Origin of the sequence: Photobacterium gaetbulicola (genome assembly GCF_003025515.1) — a bacterium.
Classification (GTDB): domain Bacteria; phylum Pseudomonadota; class Gammaproteobacteria; order Enterobacterales; family Vibrionaceae; genus Photobacterium; species Photobacterium gaetbulicola.
In genome coordinates this window covers 34,250-53,460 of the sequence record NZ_PYME01000033.1, presented here as the reverse complement: position 1 = coordinate 53,460, position 19,211 = coordinate 34,250, and the positions used below count along the sequence as shown (strand labels likewise).

The 19,211-nt window shown below is 47.5% G+C and carries 15 protein-coding genes; 7 read left to right on the top strand and 8 right to left on the bottom strand.

The window, feature by feature from the left end; genetic code table 11:
- Positions 1 to 312 precede the first annotated feature (312 nt).
- The gene (locus C9J03_RS22450; protein WP_044623295.1) at positions 313 to 1,698 is read left to right on the top strand and encodes a short-chain fatty acid transporter; all 1,386 of its coding nucleotides are present in this window, start codon (positions 313 to 315) and stop codon (positions 1,696 to 1,698) included.
- 192 nt (positions 1,699 to 1,890) lie between these two features.
- Here C9J03_RS22450 and cspE (C9J03_RS22445) read toward each other — a convergent pair whose 3' ends face one another.
- A complete protein-coding gene (cspE, locus tag C9J03_RS22445) occupies positions 1,891 to 2,100 on the bottom strand; it encodes a transcription antiterminator/RNA stability regulator CspE (protein ID WP_036830632.1) in 210 nt (69 codons plus the stop codon).
- 453 nt (positions 2,101 to 2,553) lie between these two features.
- A complete protein-coding gene (gene cspE, locus C9J03_RS22440; protein WP_039461130.1) occupies positions 2,554 to 2,763 on the bottom strand; it encodes a transcription antiterminator/RNA stability regulator CspE in 210 nt (69 codons plus the stop codon).
- 454 nt (positions 2,764 to 3,217) lie between these two features.
- Between cspE (C9J03_RS22440) and C9J03_RS22435 the strand changes: the two genes are divergently transcribed.
- Together C9J03_RS22435 and C9J03_RS22430 are read left to right on the top strand one after the other, a co-directional pair.
- On the top strand, positions 3,218 to 3,526 hold the full coding sequence (locus C9J03_RS22435; RefSeq protein ID WP_039461131.1) for a DUF496 family protein: 309 nt from the start codon (positions 3,218 to 3,220) through the stop codon (positions 3,524 to 3,526).
- A 279-nt stretch (positions 3,527 to 3,805) separates the two neighbouring features.
- Positions 3,806 to 5,065, top strand: coding sequence for a MipA/OmpV family protein (locus C9J03_RS22430; protein WP_231580734.1), 1,260 nt, complete (start codon positions 3,806 to 3,808; stop codon positions 5,063 to 5,065).
- A gap of 86 nt (positions 5,066 to 5,151) precedes the next feature.
- Here the strand turns inward: C9J03_RS22430 and C9J03_RS22425 are convergent, their stop codons facing one another.
- The 5 genes from C9J03_RS22425 to C9J03_RS22405 form a co-directional block, all read right to left on the bottom strand.
- Entirely contained in the window at positions 5,152 to 5,739 is a 588-nt protein-coding gene (locus C9J03_RS22425) for an FMN-dependent NADH-azoreductase (protein WP_044623296.1), read from the bottom strand.
- Positions 5,740 to 6,233: 494 nt separating this feature from the next.
- Positions 6,234 to 7,664, bottom strand: a complete 1,431-nt coding sequence (rsmF, locus tag C9J03_RS22420; protein WP_044623297.1) for a 16S rRNA (cytosine(1407)-C(5))-methyltransferase RsmF — start codon at positions 7,662 to 7,664, stop codon at positions 6,234 to 6,236.
- 113 nt (positions 7,665 to 7,777) lie between these two features.
- Complete coding sequence (locus C9J03_RS22415) at positions 7,778 to 10,405, bottom strand: MlaD family protein (RefSeq protein WP_044623298.1); 2,628 nt, start codon at positions 10,403 to 10,405, stop codon at positions 7,778 to 7,780.
- Positions 10,386 to 11,582: a paraquat-inducible protein A gene (locus tag C9J03_RS22410; RefSeq protein ID WP_039461137.1), complete on the bottom strand. Its 1,197-nt coding sequence runs from the start codon at positions 11,580 to 11,582 to the stop codon at positions 10,386 to 10,388. Before C9J03_RS22410 ends, C9J03_RS22415 begins: the two co-directional genes overlap by 20 nt.
- A gap of 45 nt (positions 11,583 to 11,627) precedes the next feature.
- Entirely contained in the window at positions 11,628 to 13,496 is a 1,869-nt protein-coding gene (locus tag C9J03_RS22405; protein ID WP_231580662.1) for an ABC transporter ATP-binding protein, read from the bottom strand.
- A 49-nt stretch (positions 13,497 to 13,545) separates the two neighbouring features.
- Here C9J03_RS22405 and C9J03_RS22400 point away from each other — a divergent pair, with 49 nt between their 5' ends.
- The 4 genes from C9J03_RS22400 (at position 13,546) to C9J03_RS22385 (ending at position 17,637) form a co-directional block, all read left to right on the top strand.
- Positions 13,546 to 13,998 (top strand): GAF domain-containing protein, encoded by a 453-nt coding sequence (locus tag C9J03_RS22400; RefSeq protein WP_082008529.1) that lies wholly within the window; start codon positions 13,546 to 13,548, stop codon positions 13,996 to 13,998.
- Positions 13,999 to 14,106: 108 nt separating this feature from the next.
- On the top strand, positions 14,107 to 14,751 hold the full coding sequence (gene proQ / locus C9J03_RS22395) for an RNA chaperone ProQ (protein WP_044623299.1): 645 nt from the start codon (positions 14,107 to 14,109) through the stop codon (positions 14,749 to 14,751).
- 17 nt (positions 14,752 to 14,768) lie between these two features.
- Positions 14,769 to 16,769, top strand: a complete 2,001-nt coding sequence (gene prc, locus C9J03_RS22390; protein ID WP_044623300.1) for a carboxy terminal-processing peptidase — start codon at positions 14,769 to 14,771, stop codon at positions 16,767 to 16,769.
- Positions 16,770 to 16,974: 205 nt separating this feature from the next.
- A complete protein-coding gene (locus C9J03_RS22385) occupies positions 16,975 to 17,637 on the top strand; it encodes a lipocalin-like domain-containing protein (RefSeq protein ID WP_039461144.1) in 663 nt (220 codons plus the stop codon).
- A 98-nt stretch (positions 17,638 to 17,735) separates the two neighbouring features.
- Here the strand turns inward: C9J03_RS22385 and pncB are convergent, their stop codons facing one another.
- Entirely contained in the window at positions 17,736 to 18,935 is a 1,200-nt protein-coding gene (gene pncB, locus C9J03_RS22380) for a nicotinate phosphoribosyltransferase (protein ID WP_044623301.1), read from the bottom strand.
- Positions 18,936 to 19,211: the final 276 nt, after the last annotated feature.

Here is a 19,211-nt window from a genome sequence, read left to right as displayed (position 1 = left end):
CTGGGGAGCGGGGTCTTATATTTAATAACCCTGGCTCAAAAATGAACACGATGAAAGGAGGGTAATTATCGTATTCGCTGTGGGTTAATGACTTGGTCAATTTTAAGGTGGCGGGAAGGCCCTGGCCATAACAAGAAATAACCATCAATACCGTTAACCCAGCCAGATATCTCAGGTGTAGTTTTCCAGTATTTGCAAATCGACTTCCTGTTTTTACAAGTGTCAATTTAGCTGGGGTTAAGCTTCAATGGTGGGTGAGAAATAACTCAATTATATCCAATCACGTGTAGACATATTCTAAAGGAGAAGGAAATGGCTACTGAAACTCTATCCTATCAAAAACCAACCTTAATCCAGCGTTTATCAACGATATGTACCGCACTGGTGCAACGTTATCTGCCTGATCCGTTCTTATTCGCTGCATTGTTAACTTTTGCTGTCTTCCTTATTGCAATGCCGGTAACTCAACAAAGCCCGATTCAGATGGTCAATGCTTTTTCGGGCGGATTTTGGTCTTTGCTGACTTTTGCTATGCAGATGGCTCTCGTTGTTGTTACGGGTCATGCCATGGCTTCTGCTCCCGTGTTTCGCCGGGCCTTGTCATTCCTTGCGATGACAGCCAAAACGCCGGGCCATGCTATTTTGATTGTCACTGTCGTTTCCGCGATTGCTTGCTGGATTAACTGGGGGTTCGGCCTAGTCGTCGGGGCTATTTTTGCCCGTGAACTTGCTGCCAAGGTCAAAGGCGTCGATTACCGACTCCTGATAGCATCGGCTTATACCGGCTTCCTGTTCTGGCATGCTGGGCTTTCTGGCTCGGTGCCATTAGCGCTTGCCTCGGGAAGTAACTTGGAGGCAGTGACCGCCGGTGCGGTATTGTCACCGGTTTCAACCGCGGAAACGCTTTTCTCGAGCATGAACATTGTTATTCTTTTGGCCATGCTGATCACCATTCCTTTGTTGAATCGCTCTATGCACCCGTCAGCGGATCAGGTTGTGACTATTTCACCGGCCCTTTTGTCACTGGATGAGAGCCCGGAAGAGGAAAAAAGCACAGATTTAACACCGGCTGAGAAGCTAGAGCAATCACCTTGGGTGAATCGCTTGCTGGCATTGTTGGGATTTAGCTACATTGTGATGTATTTCAGCGAGAACGGTTTTGCGCTTAACCTTAACATTGTGAATTTCATCTTCTTGTTTACTGCCATTCTGTTACATGGAACGCCTAAACGATTATTGAAAGCGGTAGCCGAAGGTACCAAAAATACCGCCGGGATTTTACTGCAGTTCCCTTTCTACGCCGGAATCATGGGAATGATGGTTGCTAAAGGCCCTGAGGGCATCTCGTTGGCTGGGGCGATGTCAGATATGTTTGTCAGTATCTCAAACGAACACACGTTCCCGCTGTTTACCTTCATCAGTGCAGGGATCGTTAATTTCTTTGTGCCATCTGGTGGGGGCCAATGGGCCGTTCAGGCTCCCATTATGATGCCAGCAGGCGCAGAGCTTGGTGTCCCAGCAGCCAAGACAGCGATGGCGATTGCGTGGGGCGATGCCTGGACTAATATGATTCAGCCTTTCTGGGCTTTGCCTGCTCTCAGTATCGCGGGACTAAATGCCAAAGATATTATGGGTTTCTGTATTATTTCATTGTTTGCTTCAGGTGCAATTATCGGCTGTGGTTTACTGCTGCTCTAGGTAGCCCCACGGTCTGTACCCGTCGAACTCTTGAGGTTGATGACGCTGATTATCAAGAAATACAAGGCTGATTGATATTGGCCTTGGTATCAAATGCTTCAGCAGGCAGGACGAGATATAGAGGTGAGGGGATAAGAAAATAAAAAAGGGCGCCCTTGGGCACCCTTTCAATATTCTTCACGTTAACGCGAATTAGATGCGCTCAACGTTAGCAGCTTGAGGACCTTTCTGACCTTGTTCGATGTCGAAAGATACTTTCTGGCCTTCAGCTAGAGATTTGAAGCCTTCACCAGCGATAGCACGGAAGTGAACGAATACGTCAGCACCGCCGTTGTCTTGAGTGATGAAACCAAAACCTTTCTCGTCGTTGAACCACTTAACGATACCAGTTGCTTTAGACATGTGATGTCTCCTGAATAAAATAAATAATTAACGCTTGTTGCGTACTTAAGCCATCATAATGAATTACTTATGGACAAAAGAATGTTGAGCTCTTCAGGACAACGTCGCTCGATGAAGCGGTGTAACGAAGTTTTCTATTTCAATTTGTTGCATAAATAGGTCTGCATTTCAGGCCAAGCACATTAGGCCACACGAGAGGGTGGGAGGCAAGCAAATACTTTAAAATTTAATTATTTATATTGAAAAGTGTGATTTAGATGGCGGCAAAACCACTGCATTGACAAGGTTAAACAAAAGGTTATCGCTTTTTTGACTAATTTGTCGGCACATTAGAGTGAAAGGTCGAAAATAGAGCAGTTACTGTGGTTTAACGTGTTTTTAGAGGAGTAAAGTATTAATCTAGAAAGTAAAAAAGGGCCTGAGCAGCCCTTTTGTCCAAGTGTGAACAAGAAATTAAATCTTTTCTACGTTCGCCGCTTGCAGACCTTTTGGACCTTGCTCTGTTTCAAAGCTAACTTTCTGACCTTCCGCTAGCGTTTTGAAACCGTCGCCAGTGATCGCACGGAAATGAACGAATACATCAGCACCGCCGTTGTCCTGTGTGATGAAACCAAAACCTTTTTCTTCATTGAACCACTTAACGGTACCTGTTGCTTTAGACATGTTGTCTCCTGAATAACTTACATCTGTACATATGCCAATACTATTTAACCTAGGTAACAATTGAATCTTTTTGCTCCAGTTGGACTGCAAAACAGTATAGCTAGATGAAGCGATTCAGAGTCACTGTTGTTTCAATGCCAAACACTACTGGTCAATTAAAGATTAGGCAGCATTGAGCTAATTGCAAATAAAAAAATGAGAATTTTGTGGTGACTTTCACAGGATTTTCGACAACCTGAACCGCCACTGAAATAGCCTCACAAGTTTAACTAAGTCTTACTTTTAGCTTTCATTATTTTGTGATGTATAAGTGCTCTCTCTTGAGTGAAACTGAAATAAGTCAAGGAAGCGGCTGGTTTTGGTTTAACTGCTCAAAATGTGACTTGAGTGGCAATACCGGTTTCTGCTATAACGGGAGGCAGTTAGGTTTTGTAGATTCATATAAGGACAAACAATGAACACTATCCTAGAGCTAGTTCGCCAAACTCGTCGTAAGAACAAGCTAAAGCGTGAAATTCTGGACAACGACCGTAAAATTCGCGACAACCGTAAGCGTGTTGAATTATTGGAAAACCTACTCGACTATATCAAAGCTGATATGACACACGATCAGATCGTCGAAATCGTTGAAAACATGAAAGGCGATTACGAAGATCGTGTTGACGACCACATCATCATCAGTGCTGAACTCTCTAAAGAGCGCCGTGAAGTAAGCAAGAGTGTGAAAGAACTGAAGAAAGCAGAAATCGCTTCTCATCAGTAATTGTTAAAACTGATTTATAAAGGCCCGATCATGTGATCGGGCTTTTTTTGTGCTTTTTTGTCTCGGAATGACAACTTTTTTACTCTAGCACGACAAAAATGTCGATAAATTCAGGTATATATAAGTATGAGACAGCTACTATTATAGTTGCGGGTTATTTTTGAGGGCTATTGCTTGTTTAAACATTTTGGATTCATCGCTTGTCTGCCATTGGTTGCCTTGGCAGCCGAGACAGAACAACAACCTGTGGTCGCGGAAGATACAAAGCCTTTAGGTTTCATCTCGGTGGATGACTTACGGCAGCAAAGAGACGGTGAACAAAAGTGGGGTATCGCGGCGGTTATGCGCAGTGCATCAATCCCCTATGCGACAGAATCGGTAGTCGAGGATTCTACGGTCTCAAGTTTTGTTCCGATGATGTTCTACCAGGGGAACCGCCTGTTCATCAATGGGACAGAAGGTGGGCTCAACCTTTACCGTGAGCAAGACTGGGAAGTTAATGCCCTCATTCGAATGCACTTTATCGACATTCCATCATCTTTTCAGAATGAGATAGGCGGCGACACAGCGGATTTCGGGTTGCAGTACAAGTACCGCTGGGATGAAAACTACTATACCGATTTTGAGTTGTTGTCGGATCCTGATGGCAGGTTCAGCTCGCAGTTTTCTATCGGTGGCGATTACCAGTTCGATGATTGGCGCATCCTGCCCAAAGCATCGCTACTTTGGAAAGACAGTGATTATAACAGTTACTACTATGGGCTGAACTTTGAGGATATTTCTTCAGGTGTTGATTTGCGGGTAGGGTCGGCATTTAGTTACCACGTCACGTCTAATTTGTACCTATTGGGTGGAGCGTATGCTCGCTATTTTGACAGCAATACGCGGGATTCTGCTTTGGTTAGCGATAACTGGCAGGGAGAAGGTTATTTAGGCTTTGGTTTCTTTAATGATGCCAAGAAGCCGCGAAAATCGAGTATCAGTAACAAGCCATATTTGCGCGTCGCCCATGGCTGGGCAACACCGTCGAATATTGGTGAGATATTCTCTGGCAATAGAGTAAAAGACGAATACAACAATCAGCTGACGTCATTCTTCTACGGCCATCCTCTAACCGATGAGCTGTTCGGCTTCCCACTGGATATTTACCTAACGCCTGGCTTTGTTTGGCACTGGAGTTCCGATGTTCAAAGCTCAACGCAAGAATATGTCATGGCCATCAAAGCCTATTACACCTTCACATGGCCGGTACAGTGGCGTTTTGGTGTGGCAGAGGGCTTGTCTTACGTCAACCGCATTACCTATATCGAGCAGTCGGAGATGGATCGCAAGGGGTATGAGCCAAGCAAGCTGCTTAACTATTTAGATTTCTCTTTTGACGTCAACCTTGGAGATGTTTTCAACCATAAACCGTTAGATAGTGTGTGGTTTGGTTACAGCTTGCATCACCGCTCAGCCATCTTTGAAAGTGCCTCCCAGTTCGGCCGTATCAAAGGGGGGAGTAATTACAATACGGTCTACGTGCAATTTGATTTCTAAAAAAGCCTTACCCATATATTCAATACAGTAGCGAGAGTGGGTAAGGCACAACAAGCCGTGCCGCGAGAAGGCACGGCTGTACACAATTATTGCGCCAGGCTTTCTAGCTCTTGCTTGGCTTGTGCAATACCTTTGGCTGCCATTTCATCGCCCATCGCCAATGCTTCGCTATAAACCACTTCGACATTGTTAAGGCCGACAAAACCCAGGAAGGTTTTCAGGTAAGGTACCATGATGTCAGTGTCGCCACCTTTGTGCATACCGCCTCGAGTGGTCACTACAATGACTTTTTTGCCGGTGAGCAGGCCGACAGGGCCGTTTTCAGTGTAGCTGAAGGTCACCCCTGCACGGGCAATCAAGTCGAACCAGTTTTTAAGCTGAGTCGGAATAGAAAAATTGTACATTGGCGCGCCGATGACAATGGTATCGCTGGCTTTGATTTCTTCAATAAGCTGATCAGAAAGAGCCAGAGCCGTTTGCTGTTTTTCACTCAGGTTGTCACCACCGCGTAGGCCGCCAGCAATCTCGCCATCCAAAACCGGCAGTGGCTGAGCCGCTAAGTCACGCTCAATAACGGCACTGGTGTGCATTGAATTAACCAGGTGATCGATAAGACCGTTTGATTGCGAGTAGTCACCGAGGATGCTTGATTTTAGTACTAGAACGTTTGACATAGTTTGCTCCTTGAAATGCATTGCCGTTTGGCTTGGGAGTAACTATACAAATGGTCAAGCATGGAAGATAGCGGAAAAAATCGGTTAAGTTATTCGAAAAAACTGAATGGTAATAATTGGTCTCAACTGATTGATTCGTAATGGTTAGATTTGATGCAATAAAGAGGTGGCAATGATTTTGCGCGAGTATGAACAGTTATATCAAAAAGGCCAGGCAAAGACAGATGGGGGAGCGAAAGATAAAAAATAGCCCGAAACGACTCCTGTTTCGGGCTTAGGGGAATGGCTCGTGAGAGCCTTGCGCTAACTGGTTAGTAAATGGAGATCAATTACACTATCAATGTTAGTTCAAGCAGTACGATTTGCCAGTTTTACCACTAAGAATGTCATTCATCTCTGATACTTAACAAAAATATCCTGTCTATTGAGCGAATCTGTTGCAGTAACTTAATGCTAGTCTTTAAAACCATAAATTACTTGCTTAGAACGCGATATTAAATGTCAAATAAGTTGGTGTCTCTTACCAGCTCGCGAGGCAAACCATTTTTAATGCGGTTACCGACCCATTTACCAATACCGATAGGGTAGTCACGGTAAGTGACAATGAGCTCACCCTTGCCCGAGAGGTCATCTGGACGGATATCACGTCCCATGAACCACTCTTTTGCCTGCGCCGCATCAAGAGCAACAGCGGTTTTTTCCTGGCCTGTTGCCAGAGTCATGATGGCTTCATGTTGCCAGCGGTAACCTTTTTTGTGCTGTTCAGCCAGCTTGATACCGATACGCTGGAAGCGGATTTCACTCAGGAGATCACGCAGTTTCGACGGGAACAGCCATACCTCTTTATCGCGAAGCCAAATTTCGCTGTCGGCAGGAATGTCCAGATCCAGATCTTGCTTGAAAGCCTGGGCAATCGCTTGGCTATCTTTGCTGCTGGCCGGGCTGAACGGGAATTTACCCTTGCGCTTTTTCACCGCTGGAGATTCAACGGCAGCGAGTTTGCGAATACGGGCGACGAAAAAGCCCTCGCTGTCGAAGATCTGCGGGTAGACATGCAAGAAGCCTTCTTCGGTAAGCGCCTTATCAGCGCCATCGAACAAGTCGGCCAAAGATTCGAACTCAACCGCATCACCGAAGGTCTCTTTAAGGTGTTGGCAGACCTTCTGGTTTTCACTCAGGTTCAAGGTACAGGTAGAGTAGACCATCACACCGCCTGGCTTGAGCGCCTGGAAGCCACTGATGATCAAATCACGCTGCACCGCAGCAATGTCTTCAACAGAGGCAAGGCTCCAGTTTGCCATGGCATCGTCGTCTTTTCGGATAGCCCCTTCACCCGAGCAGGGTGCATCGAGCAAAATAGAGTCGAATGATTCAGGTGCCCAGCCACCGAAGACACAGCCGTCAAAGTGGGTCAGGGCGGCGTTGAACACGCCGCAGCGCTGTAGGTTGGAGTGCAGAACCTTGATACGGCTGGCTGCCAATTCATTGGCCACCAAGGCACCCTGATTATTCATGGCACTGGCAATCTGGGTCGTCTTCGAGCCCGGTGCCGAGGCCATATCCAGCACGCAATCGAGCTTGTCGTTGTCTTTGAGTAGTGCCACCACCGGCATCATTGAACTGGCTTCTTGGATATAGAATAGTCCCGCCATGTGTTCGGCGGTGTTGCCTAGGGAGACGGACTCTTCATCTTCACGCTCAATCCAGAACCCTGTATCGCACCATGGCACCGGAGTGAGTGTCCAGCCTTTGTCAGCCACACGGGCAAGAAAGTCTTTTACACTGATCTTCAAGGTGTTGACACGAATACTGCGACGCAATGGTGTTTTACAGATAGCAATAAACTCATCCATGCTCAGGTGCTCTGGCATAATTTGACGAATTTGTTCAATGAATGCGTCTGGGATATGGATATTTGGATGCAAGGGAATGTCTCGATTATCTAGCAGTGGGGCGGAAGTTTATCATTTGTGGTTAGCGAGGTAAAAAGAAAGGAGCATTACAGCTCCCTTCTGGTGGTTGTGGTTTGGTTGGCATTTTAGTGCTTTGGAATCGCTGTGCGCCAGTTTTTCCATTCTTGCTTGGCTGTGTCGTGCAGCAGGAAGCGGCTGTTAGTCTTGGCGACTGGTGCCAGTGGCTGAGCCTCAGGCGTAGCAAAGGCGATACCGCCACGGAGCAGGCTATCAACGGTGCCGCTCTGTACCGAAGCACCCGTCAAGCCGATCGTGACATCGATACCCGACACGTTCCAAAAGACGCTATCAGTGCGCACGAGGTGGCTGAAGTTCTTTTCGACCTGCGCCTCGACAATGACTCTGTCAGCCAACTCGCCAAGGCTGACTTTCACCACTTCGCCCACTTGAATATCACGGTATAGCAGCGGCGTGCCCTCTGCCACTGAGTTACGTTTTTCTGTTTCTAGGATCACCGTCAACCCGTTGTTGACTTGCCTTGTTGAACCTAGCGTAAAGCTCTGCGAGTAGGTGCCTTTGCCCGGTGTAACCGCAATATAGCTGCTCAGTAGGGTATCCAGATCCTTGGCGCCGGTGATGCTTATCTGAGGAGTCACAATCCAGAAATGGCTATCAGTTTTGGCGAGGGTCTCAGCATATTTCGGATAAAGACGGGCTTTGACAATCACTTTTCCAGTGTCGAAATCGGGCTCAGTTTCAATCACTTTACCCACGCTGACACCTTGATAGCGAATTGGCGTGGTTACTTTAATTGTTTTGGCATCTTCTGCGATCATGGTGACAACCAAGCCGAAGGTTTTGGCTTCTAGATAGCTGTCATAAAGTTTGTAGCGGTCTCCAAGGCGGTTGGTAACGCCTTGTATCTCGTCAAAGGCAATGCCACCTTTGATCAACGTGCTGATAGGATCGGCTTTGACATGGACGCCATCGAGGCCCGCCTGTATTTCCACCCCCGAACGATTCCAAAAAACAGTATCTGCGGTGATCAGGTGGCGATATCGGTTATCAATTTTAATTTTGATAGAGACGCCGTCGCGAGAGAGTGCGTAGCTGTTGACTTCACCGACAGGCATATTGCGGTAGAGCACCGGGCTGCCTTTGTCTACCGGGGGAAGCTCATCGGCAAACAGTTCGATAGTGGTAAAGCCATGCGCCTTTTCTGCGGCAAGTGTGGCTAGCTGGCGGCTTTTGTAAAGTGGGTATTGATCGAGCACCTTGCTGCTGCCGCTGCTGGTGAAGCTAATACTTTGGCTGATCAATTGGTCTGCCGGCGGGACTGATACATCCAGGCCTTTGCTGCTTAAATTTGCCTCGATACCGCCATCAAGATAAAACCGGCTGCCAGAGCGAATAAGCTTGGTGTACTCAGGGCGGACTATCACATCAAAGCGGACGGTATTGCCATCTAGCTTCACGGATTTTACCCGGCCCACTTCCAAGCCCCGATGCTTGAGCTTGGTGCCGCGTTTAATGCCGTAGCTGTCATTGGCGTAGAGGGCGAATGAGGCTACACCAGGTTGCTGCTCTTGCAGTTCATCTTGGTTGATGGCGATGAACTGGCGGCTGGTCTCACCCGGACCTGGGATCAGGGTCAGGAAGTTACCGCGAAGCAGGTTACCAATGTTTTTGACCCCGTTTAAAGAGAGCTCGGCTTCTTCCAGCAACATTTTGGACCCAGTGGTCAGTAAATCACTCATCATCGGCTCGATGGCGGCATGAGCGACAATCTTGCCGCGCTCTTTATCAAGGCGGATATCGGATATCTGACCGATTTCCAAGCTGCGGTAAACAATCGGTGCGCCACTTGCGCTGATGTTGCTGTTCTCCGGCAGGTCAATGGTTATCGCAATGCCTCGTCCTGCGGTGTTGAGATCCGGATACAGACGGAAAAGGTGATCAGGCTCGATGGGAAGCCCTTTATCCGGCGAATCAAACGCAATGGCTCCGCTTATCATTGCGGAAAGGCTTTCGAACTGAACATCGACACCGTTGAAGCCGATATTGGCACTCATACCGCTGACGTTCCAAAAACGGCTTTTATTCGTCACCAGATCAGCGTATTGCGGCTTGATCAATACATCAATGATCACTTGCTTGTTGTCCTGGCTGAGGCTGTGGTTGTATACCTCGCCAACCGGTATTTTCTTATAGAGGACTTGAGAACCGATATTGATCGAGCCCAGGTTAGGCGCGCGCAGTTGGATTTTCAGGCCTTCTCCGACAGGGGTATCGGCAGGCTGGCTGTCGAGGGCATCGAATTCATTGGTGAACTTGCCTTCGCCCGGCTGCAAAGCGATATAGTTACCAGAGACGAGGGCATCCAGGCCGGAGATCCCGGTGATAGACGCCTTTGGCTTGACCAGCCAGAAACGGGTGCCCGTCCGGAGGATCTGGACCGCTTCTGGGTAAATGTCGGCTTCGACATAAATACTCTTCAGATCATTGGATAGGTTAACGTCACGAACAATACCGACTTCAAGCCCCTGGTAACGGATAGTAGTGCGTCCTGCGACCAAACCGGCGGCATCATTGAAGTGGATTTTAATCCGCTCTCCGGATTCATTGACGGCTTTGAAGACAAGCCAACCGGCGAGTACCAAGGCAAGCGCAGGCAGGATCCAAAGGGGGGAGATCCCGCGATCGCGCTTTATATTGACCGGTCTAGGTTGTTGATTATTTGGTCCGTTGTTCATAGTTGTCCCATATCAGACGAGAATCTAAGCTTTCTGCGGCAAGCATTGTAAGCACCACCACGACACCAAAGGCAATTGCACCCGGCCCGGGGGTAAAGTCGAGTAATTGATCACGGTCTATCAGGGCGACCATGATCGAGATAACAAACAGATCCATCATCGACCATTTACCAATCCATTGGATGAAACGGTATAGCTTCATGCGCTGCAGGTGGTTGACACCGCGTTTGAATTGGATAGTCAGTAGGATAAAAGCCAGGCCAAGGATTTTGGCCACAGGCACGACAATACTGGCAACAAAAATAATGATGGCAATGCCGATCATATCGGAGTTCACCAATGAGGCGACACCGGAGAAGATAGTATCTTCGACTCGTTTACCATTATTTAGAAAAATAGAAATCGGATATAGGTTAGCCGGGAAGATAAATACGGTCGCTGCTATCAGATATGCCCATGTTTTCTGGATGGACTGTGGCATCCGTTTGTGAAGCGGGGTATCGCAACGCACACAGTGTTCATGGTCATCTTGGGTCATGTGGCAGTGATGGCAATGGCGAGCATGGCTGTATTTCTTGTGCTCAGTTTCTGGCTGCCAGGCTTCCCAGTAGCGGTTGATGCTGATGCGGGTAAGGAGCAGGGCGGTAAGCAATTGCAGCAATACCAGAGAATATAATCCCGGTCCGACAAAAATATCGGCGTAGTCCTGGACCTTGAAGCAGGAAATTCCCAAGCTCACCAAAAAGACATCGAACATGGCCCAGTGTTTGAGGTGCTCGATTATCCAGAGCGACCGGCGAAACAGCTTGATACGGCGGAATCTCAGCCCTAGCTGTGCACCCAGTACCGAGCCGCAGACAAGTAAGGGGGCGATGGAGCTACAGAACAAAATAAGGGCCGCAACAGCCGGGAAACTCGGGGCGAGCGAGAAAGTTCCCGAGGTCAGGGTGGCAGGGATCATGACACCGAACAGGCGTATAGTGATCAGCGGAAAAAAATGAGCCGGGATGAAAAGGATCAGGCAGGCAAAGGCAATCGCCAGTTCACTGGAAAAACGAAAATGACCACCCCGGTATAAGCGGGTGTTGCAGCGTGGACAATACGCACTTTGTCCCTGTTCAGCGACCTGCGGTAGCAAAGGTAAATCGCAACCGGGACATAGTCTCGCTGTGGTCATTAACGGTTATTCCTTTAATAAAAGCTTTAAATGAACACTATATTATTATTTTAGGTTCACTCTGGCTACAGATACTTGTGTTACTGAATCGGTTTGGCTGTCGGCCGACTGCACCGAGCCATACAGGGTTTGGTACAACCCCTCTTCATTGACCAGCTCGTGGTGGGTACCGCTTTGGCTGACCTGTCCGTCTTCAAGTACGTAGATTACATCGGCTTGTTTAACCGCCGATAAACGGTGAGCAACAATCAGCGTCGTCCTATCGGCCAAGAACTGGTTGAGCGCGGTATGCAGCGCAGCTTCCGTGGCGGTGTCCAATGCCGAGGTTGCTTCATCCAAAATGACAAACTCAGGGTTAGTCAACACCATGCGCGCAATCGCAAGCCGTTGACGCTGGCCGCCTGATAGCTTGATCCCCTGGCGACCAATCTCAGTATCCAACCCCTCGGTCAGGCGCTGGGTGACATCGGTCATTTGCGCGATTTCCAATGCCTGCCAAAGTTGGCTGTCGCTGTAATCTCCCCCTAAAGTGAGGTTGTGGCGCATAGTATCATTAAATAATACAGGGTGTTGTAGGACCACTGCCATTTTGTTGCGCAGCGCTTCGTAGCTGACATCTTCTATTGGGTGGCCATTGACCAAGATATCACCGGCATCCTTCTGGTATATCCCTAGTAGAAGTTGGATCAGTGTCGACTTACCGCCACCAGAAGAGCCCACCAAGGCAACCCGTTTGCCGGCAGGGATATGCAGACTCATACCGCGCAGGACTTCTTTGTCTTCGTCATAGGCAAAGTGGATATTCTTTACTTCTATATCGAGGCGATGATCGTCCTTGAAGGGATTCACTTTCTGTACCGGGCGTACTTCCTCTTCGATGGCAATAAGGCCATTGAGGCGCTGCATGGCCGCCGAGGCACTGTACCAGGCAAATTGGATACCCAGCAGCTCCTGGACCGGACCGAGCATGAACCACAGGTAGCCGAATACGGCAAACATCTGGCCAACCGTGAGATCTGTAAATAACACCATGATCATCGCCATGGCACGGAATAGCTCGAAGCCAACCAAAAACAGCAGGAAGGAGATACGGCCCGCCGCTTCCGATTGCCAGGCATATTTATCTGCATCATAGCGGATATCGTTGGCATTGGATTTCAGCTGGTTTAGAAAATCCCGTTCGCGGTTGGCTGCCCGCAGTTGGTAAATACCGTCAAGGGTTTCGACGAGGCGTTGTTGGAATCGCTCGAAGGCCTGGTTTTCTTTTTTCTTGAGGGTTTTTACTCTGTTCCCCATTAGTTTAGAGGCGTAAACCACTATTGGGTTGACCAGCAGGATGAACAGACCGAGCTGCCAGTTCAACCACAGTAAAATGGCGGCAGTACCAATAACGGTCAGGAAACCGATCAGAAAGCGGCTTAGGGTATCGCCAACAAACTTATCGATGGTCTCTACATCAGTGATCAGGTGTGAGGTGATCCCTCCGCTGCCACGTTCTTCGTATTGACGCATGCTGATACGGCCCAGTTTGTCGATCAGGTGCTGCCGCATGTTGTAGGTGATATCTTTGGCCACCAGTGTGAATTGGCGGCTTTGTAGGATATTGAGCGCTTGGCTGCCCACGCGCATTAAGACAACGAACAACAGTACGAGCAGGATGTAGGCGGTCGGCTGGTGCAGAGATTGAGGCAGAAAGTGGTTAAGGAATTCAATACCGCCAGCGGGCTTGTCGAGTAAGATCTCATCGACCATCAAAGGCATAAGCAGTGGGATGGGGACACTGATAAGGGTGGCGATGAGCGCGATAAAATTCGCAGCAATCAGGCGGGGACGATGATGTTTTGCTTGCTTTACTAGCCAAGACCAGTTAATCATTTGGTTTGAATTGTTGTTCACAATGATAATGATTCCCATTATTGATAAAAAGCCATTCTAACGGCTCAAAAAGGAGTAAGCCATGGAAATTAGATCAGAGAATTATCAAACGTTGACGAAACAAGCTATCGCGTTGATAGAGGGTGAGTCTGATCTCATTGCTAATATGTCTAATATTAGTGCGTTACTGGCCATGGAGTTAGAAGATATTAACTGGGTAGGCTTTTATATCTTGAAAGGAGACCAGTTGGTACTGGGGCCGTTCCAGGGTAAACCGGCTTGTGTCAGGATTCCTGTTGGTCGCGGTGTCTGTGGGACAGCGATTGCAGAGAACCGTGTTCAGCGGGTAGAGGATGTGCACCAGTTTGAAGGTCATATTGCCTGTGATGCTGCCAGTAATTCTGAGATTGTGATCCCATTTACAGTAAACGGGGAATTGTATGGCGTGCTGGATATTGATAGCCCAATCTTGTCAAGATTTAATCAATCCGATGAGGATGGATTGGTTTCTTTGTTAGAAGAACTACAAAAAAGGCTCTAATTGCATGCTTTCGGTGGTTTTTCAGCGTTAGGTAACTATAATAGCGGAACAATTTCTTTTTGATTAAAGTACTAACGGCGAGGAAACTCGCTTTTGTCAGGAAAGTCCATGGAAAACTCTGAAAAGCTAACGAACAGTAAAGAAGTCATTGCCTACATTGCTGAGCGTTTCCCAAAATGTTTTACTGTTGAAGGTGAAGCGAAGCCACTTAAGATTGGTATCTTCCAAGATTTGGCTGAGCGTCTAAGTGAAGACCCTAAAGTCAGTAAAACTCAGCTGCGTACCGCTCTACGTCAATACACTTCTTCCTGGCGTTATCTTCACGGTGTGAAAGCGGGTGCAAACCGCGTTGACCTTGATGGCAACGATTGTGGTGTGTTAGAACAAGAACACGTAGATCACGCGAAAAAGGCACTTGAAGAAAGCAAGGCTAAAGTACGTGCTCGTCGTAAAGAGCAAGCAGAAGCAAAAGCGGCTGCTAGCAAGGATGGTGAAGCAAAGGCGAAAAAAATTCGTCCAAAATCTGCTAAACCAAAGAACACAAAACAAAAAACGACTAAGCTAAATAAAAAGCCTGCAGAAACGACCCGTGCACTGACTGCTGATGAAGTCGTCGTTGGCAAGAACGTTAGTGTTAACATGGGCAGCGGAAACATGCCGGCAACTATCGTTGAAATTAATAAGGACGATGTGCGTGTTCGCCTATCAAATGGTTTGACCATGGTAGTTAAAGCGGAGCACCTGCGTTCGTAAAGGAGAATGCTCGACGCATGAAAGGTCGATTCCGTTTCTCACTGATTGCTGCTGGCATGATGCTAGCAGCTTCAGCACAAGCCCTCGAGGCAACATACACATTAAGTGATCTTCCGCAGCTGGAACCTGAAAAACAGCATGCGACGGCTAGTAAGAGGGTTGCCTCTCGCTTCACACGTTCGCATTACAAGCAGTTTTCACTTGATGATGAATTTTCTTCCAGTGTCTTCACTCGATATATCGAGATGCTGGATTTCAACAAAAGCTTCCTTACTGCTTCCGACATTAGGCAATTTGAAAAATGGGAAAATCAGCTAGATGATCAACTGAAAAGAGGTGATACATCAGCAGCTTTCGATATTTTCAATACGCTACTCAAACGTCGTTACGACCGCTACCAATACGCGCTGACATTACTTGATCGTGAAATCACGTTTGATTCCGATGAAGATATGGTGCTCGACCGTTCAGAAATGGACTGGGCGAAAGACCGTAACGAGCTAAACGAGATTTGGCGTCAGCGAGTCAAATACGATGCACTGAATCTGAAGCTTGCGGGCAAAGAGTGGGATGAAATTAAAGAGACCTTAGGCAAGCGTTATAACAACGCGCTCAAGCGTCTTACCCAGACCCATAGCGAAGATGTCTTTCAGATTTACATGAACGCCTTTGCTCGTGAGGTTGACCCTCATACCAGTTATTTGTCACCGCGTAACGCGGAGCAGTTCCAATCAGAAATGAACCTTTCGCTGGAAGGTATTGGTGCTGTGTTGCAAGTGGTTGATGACTATACGGTAATCCGTTCTTTGGTTGCTGGTGGCCCGGCTTCTGCTTCGAAAAAGCTCGCTGCAGGTGACAGGATCATCGGTGTCGCGCAAGACGGCAAAGAAATGATCGATGTCATTGGCTGGCGGTTGGATGATGTTGTTCAGCTGATTAAAGGTCCCAAAGGCAGTAAAGTGGTTTTGGAGATCCTTCCTGAGGGGAATAACGCCAAGAGTTACGATGTCACAATTGTCCGTGATAAAATTCGCTTAGAAGACCGCGCTGTTAAATCTTCGGTTGAACTGTCGAGTGGCAAGAAAATTGGGGTGATTGAAATTCCAAGTTTCTATGTTGGCTTGTCTGAAGACACCAAGAAAGAGTTGGCAAAGCTCAACGATCAGCAAGTTGACGGTGTTGTCATCGACTTGCGTAACAATGGCGGTGGTGCACTTACCGAGGCGACAGCGCTGACGGGGTTGTTTATCAACAGTGGGCCGGTTGTACAGGTTCGTGACAGCTATGGAAGAGTGAAGGTGAATGGCGATTCTGATGATCGTGTTTACTTTGACGGCCCGCTAACCGTACTGGTTAACCGCTACAGTGCATCAGCATCGGAAATTTTCGCTGCCGCGATGCAGGATTACGGGCGTGCGGTGATTCTTGGCGAGCAATCATTTGGTAAGGGTACTGTTCAGCAGCACCGTTCCCTGAACCATATTTATGATTTGTTTGATAAGCCATTGGGCCATGTTCAGTACACTATCCAGAAGTTCTACCGTATTAACGGTGGTAGTACGCAGAACTTAGGTGTAGTACCGGATTTGGCATTCCCGACGGCGGTTGATCCTTCTGAAACCGGTGAAAGTGTCGAAGACAACGCTTTGCCTTGGGATAGCATCAAGGCGGCGGAGTACCAGAAACTCTATAATTTCTCGGCGTTACTGCCTTCTCTGAAAGCAAAGCATGACAAGCGTATCAGTAAAGATATGGAGTTTGGCTTTATTCAGGATGATATTGCTAAGTACCGTCAAGAGAAAGATATCAATACGATCTCCCTTAACAAGAGCAAGCGTATTGCTGAGCAAGACAAAGAAGATGCAGAGCGCCTGGCAAGGTTGAATCAGCGTCAGAAGGTTGCGGGCAAGAAACCTTTTGCTAAGTTGGATGATGTGCCAAAGGACTACGAAGCACCTGATGCTTACCTGAAAGAAGCGGTTGCTATCACTTCTGATCTCGCTAAATCACAAAGCTGATCTTGCGAAGCAATAAGACCATTATCAACGACAACGGCACCTCTTAGAGGTGCCGTTTTTTTTATTGAAATCCGTTGGATAGAGCTGTTTCATCAATGAGACAGTTGAATAAATAGCACTGTTAATCCTCAATTTTTTTCATCTACGGGCTAATTGCAGGCTAGGGTTAAAGGTAGGTGATCCATTCTGGTGTTAGGGGAATACGATGCTGAAACATATCATTCTTGCTGTAACCCTGTTTTTAACAACATTTTCTGTCAGTGCACGAGCTTCAGATCTAACGGAGTTTGATTATCCGCTTCTACTCGGTGATTGGTACTGGTTTAGCAATACTGATGCCGGGGTCGAGAGCGAAGGGGCAAGCTACCGGGCCATGAACATTAAGTTCAAGTCAAATTACCGCTTTGTTATCCGGCTTTTGCAGACGAGTGGTAATGTTGAAGAGTGGGAAGGGACATACGACATCGATGAAACCACGGTAACCTTTCTTACCCATGGTCAGCCCGAGCAACAGCATAGCTATATGCTGAGCTACAACCAGTTCTTGCTTGATGGTGCACGCTTTACCAAGTTGGCCCCAGAAAACCTTCCTGGCAACTGGCGTTCTTCTCAAATTTCAGGACAAGATGTCGGCGATGCCGTCTCTGAAATAGCCTTGTCGCTGCGGCCAGACTTTTTGTTCTCAGCAGAAGTGTCGGGGAAAAATGGCAAGAAAAAAGAGCATCGCGGGATCTACTTTATCGAAGATGACCGTATCGTGCTTATCTACGAAGATGGCCAGCAAGACAGCCAGTTTAGCTTGGGAAGCAATACCCTTACATTGACAAACAAACAGTTTGGAATGGAAGCGGTAATGAGAAGGGAATAATGGTCTGTTAGCGTTGAGGATCACCAACACTACTGGATGACTGGAAAAACAATAAAGCGAGGCATTTGCCTCGCTTTATTAATTGTCTACTGTTCGGATCAACTTACGACTTTAAACGCCTGTCGAAGCTGAGACAGGTAATCTTCATCGCGGCAAATACTTTTGCCCGGCTCGTCAGAAATTTTCGCTACTGGTCGGCCTTCGCATTCAGTCAGTTTCAAAACCACATTGAGTGTTTTGACACCGGGTAGATCGCACGTCAGCTGGGTACCAATACCAAAACTGATATTAATACGGTGGGCGAAGTGCTTGTAGATCGTCAATGCCTTATCCAGTGTCAGGCTATCGGAGAAAACCAGAGATTTGGTTTTTGGATCAATTCCTAGTGACTGGTAATGGGCAATGGCTTTCTCACCCCATGCAATAGGATCACCGCTATCGTGACGTAGGCCGATGAATCGCTCAGACAAGCGCAGGTCAAAGTCACGCAGGAAGGCATCCATATTGATGCAGTCGGTTAGGGCAATTCCTAGGGTATCAGGATACTCCTGCAACCAACGGTTGAGTGCCAGTTGTTGCGAGTCTGCCAGTTCGCCAGCCAGTTGCTGATGGGCCTGGAACCATTCATGGGCCTGGGTGCCGACAGGTGTCAAGCCACGGGTACGGGCCAGGTGATAGTTAGACGTACCCTTGAACTCTGGCATATGCTCTTTCAGGTAATCAACCACCTCATGTTGTACATGGCGAGAGAAGCGGCGGCGTGTACCAAAGTCAACCAATGAGAATGCGTCAATATTGATCCCTTCGTCATTGGCACGCTGATAAAAATTCGCCAGCTTGAGCTTAAGTGAAGCCAAAGCGTCGTCAGCCGTCGAATCTGGGTAGCAGTGCTGGCATCGAACTTCACAGATGATGGCCAGTAGTGGTACTTCCCAAAGAATAATATCCAGCCATTTTCCTTTGATTGTAATGGCGAGTTGATCACCAGAGGTATCAATGTGGACTTGTTTGCTGTCGAGCTGGAAAGATTGTAGGAACTCAAGGTAGTCAGCCTTGAAAAAACTGAGTGTAGACAGGTACTCAATTTCTTCCTGGGTGAAAGAAAGGCCTGCTAGTCGCTCGATATGCTCTTGAATCTCTTGGCTATACGGACGAAGATCTTCGTCGCTCCGGCAATGAAACTCGGCAACGGCCTCAACATTGGGATATTGATGAAAGATGGCTTGCTGCATATGCAGTTTGTATGCATCGGTATCAAGCAGGGAGTCGATAATCCCTGTGTGTCCAAAATGATTCATAACTAATTTGGTTGTATTTTGCAATCCGTAGATTTTACCCTATTTTGAGGCGGGGTTGTCTCAAAATATTTCAGATCGTTGAAAAATATAGGGGCAGTAACATACGCGTAAAAGCTACCAACGACAAGACAACAGAGGACATTTGGTGTTATATAGTGGCGTTCTGTTAACTTATTGTGTAAGCGGTGATCTTGCTGTAAAGCGGAATTTAGGTAAACATTACTGCTCGTAAGTTAAGTATAGTAAAGATGATAAGCTACTCTTCAAAGTACAACC

Coding starts and splice junctions, on each gene's coding strand:
- C9J03_RS22450 (WP_044623295.1), top strand. CDS start 313: ATGGCTACTGAAACTCTATCCTATCAAAAACCAACCTTAATCCAGCGT.
- cspE (WP_036830632.1), bottom strand. CDS start 2,100: ATGTCTAAAGCAACTGGTATCGTTAAGTGGTTCAACGACGAGAAAGGT.
- cspE (WP_039461130.1), bottom strand. CDS start 2,763: ATGTCTAAAGCAACAGGTACCGTTAAGTGGTTCAATGAAGAAAAAGGT.
- C9J03_RS22435 (WP_039461131.1), top strand. CDS start 3,218: ATGAACACTATCCTAGAGCTAGTTCGCCAAACTCGTCGTAAGAACAAG.
- C9J03_RS22425 (WP_044623296.1), bottom strand. CDS start 5,739: ATGTCAAACGTTCTAGTACTAAAATCAAGCATCCTCGGTGACTACTCG.
- C9J03_RS22415 (WP_044623298.1), bottom strand. CDS start 10,405: ATGAACAACGGACCAAATAATCAACAACCTAGACCGGTCAATATAAAG.
- C9J03_RS22410 (WP_039461137.1), bottom strand. CDS start 11,582: ATGACCACAGCGAGACTATGTCCCGGTTGCGATTTACCTTTGCTACCG.
- C9J03_RS22405 (WP_231580662.1), bottom strand. CDS start 13,496: ATGGGAATCATTATCATTGTGAACAACAATTCAAACCAAATGATTAAC.
- proQ (WP_044623299.1), top strand. CDS start 14,107: ATGGAAAACTCTGAAAAGCTAACGAACAGTAAAGAAGTCATTGCCTAC.
- prc (WP_044623300.1), top strand. CDS start 14,769: ATGAAAGGTCGATTCCGTTTCTCACTGATTGCTGCTGGCATGATGCTA.
- C9J03_RS22385 (WP_039461144.1), top strand. CDS start 16,975: ATGCTGAAACATATCATTCTTGCTGTAACCCTGTTTTTAACAACATTT.
- pncB (WP_044623301.1), bottom strand. CDS start 18,935: ATGAATCATTTTGGACACACAGGGATTATCGACTCCCTGCTTGATACC.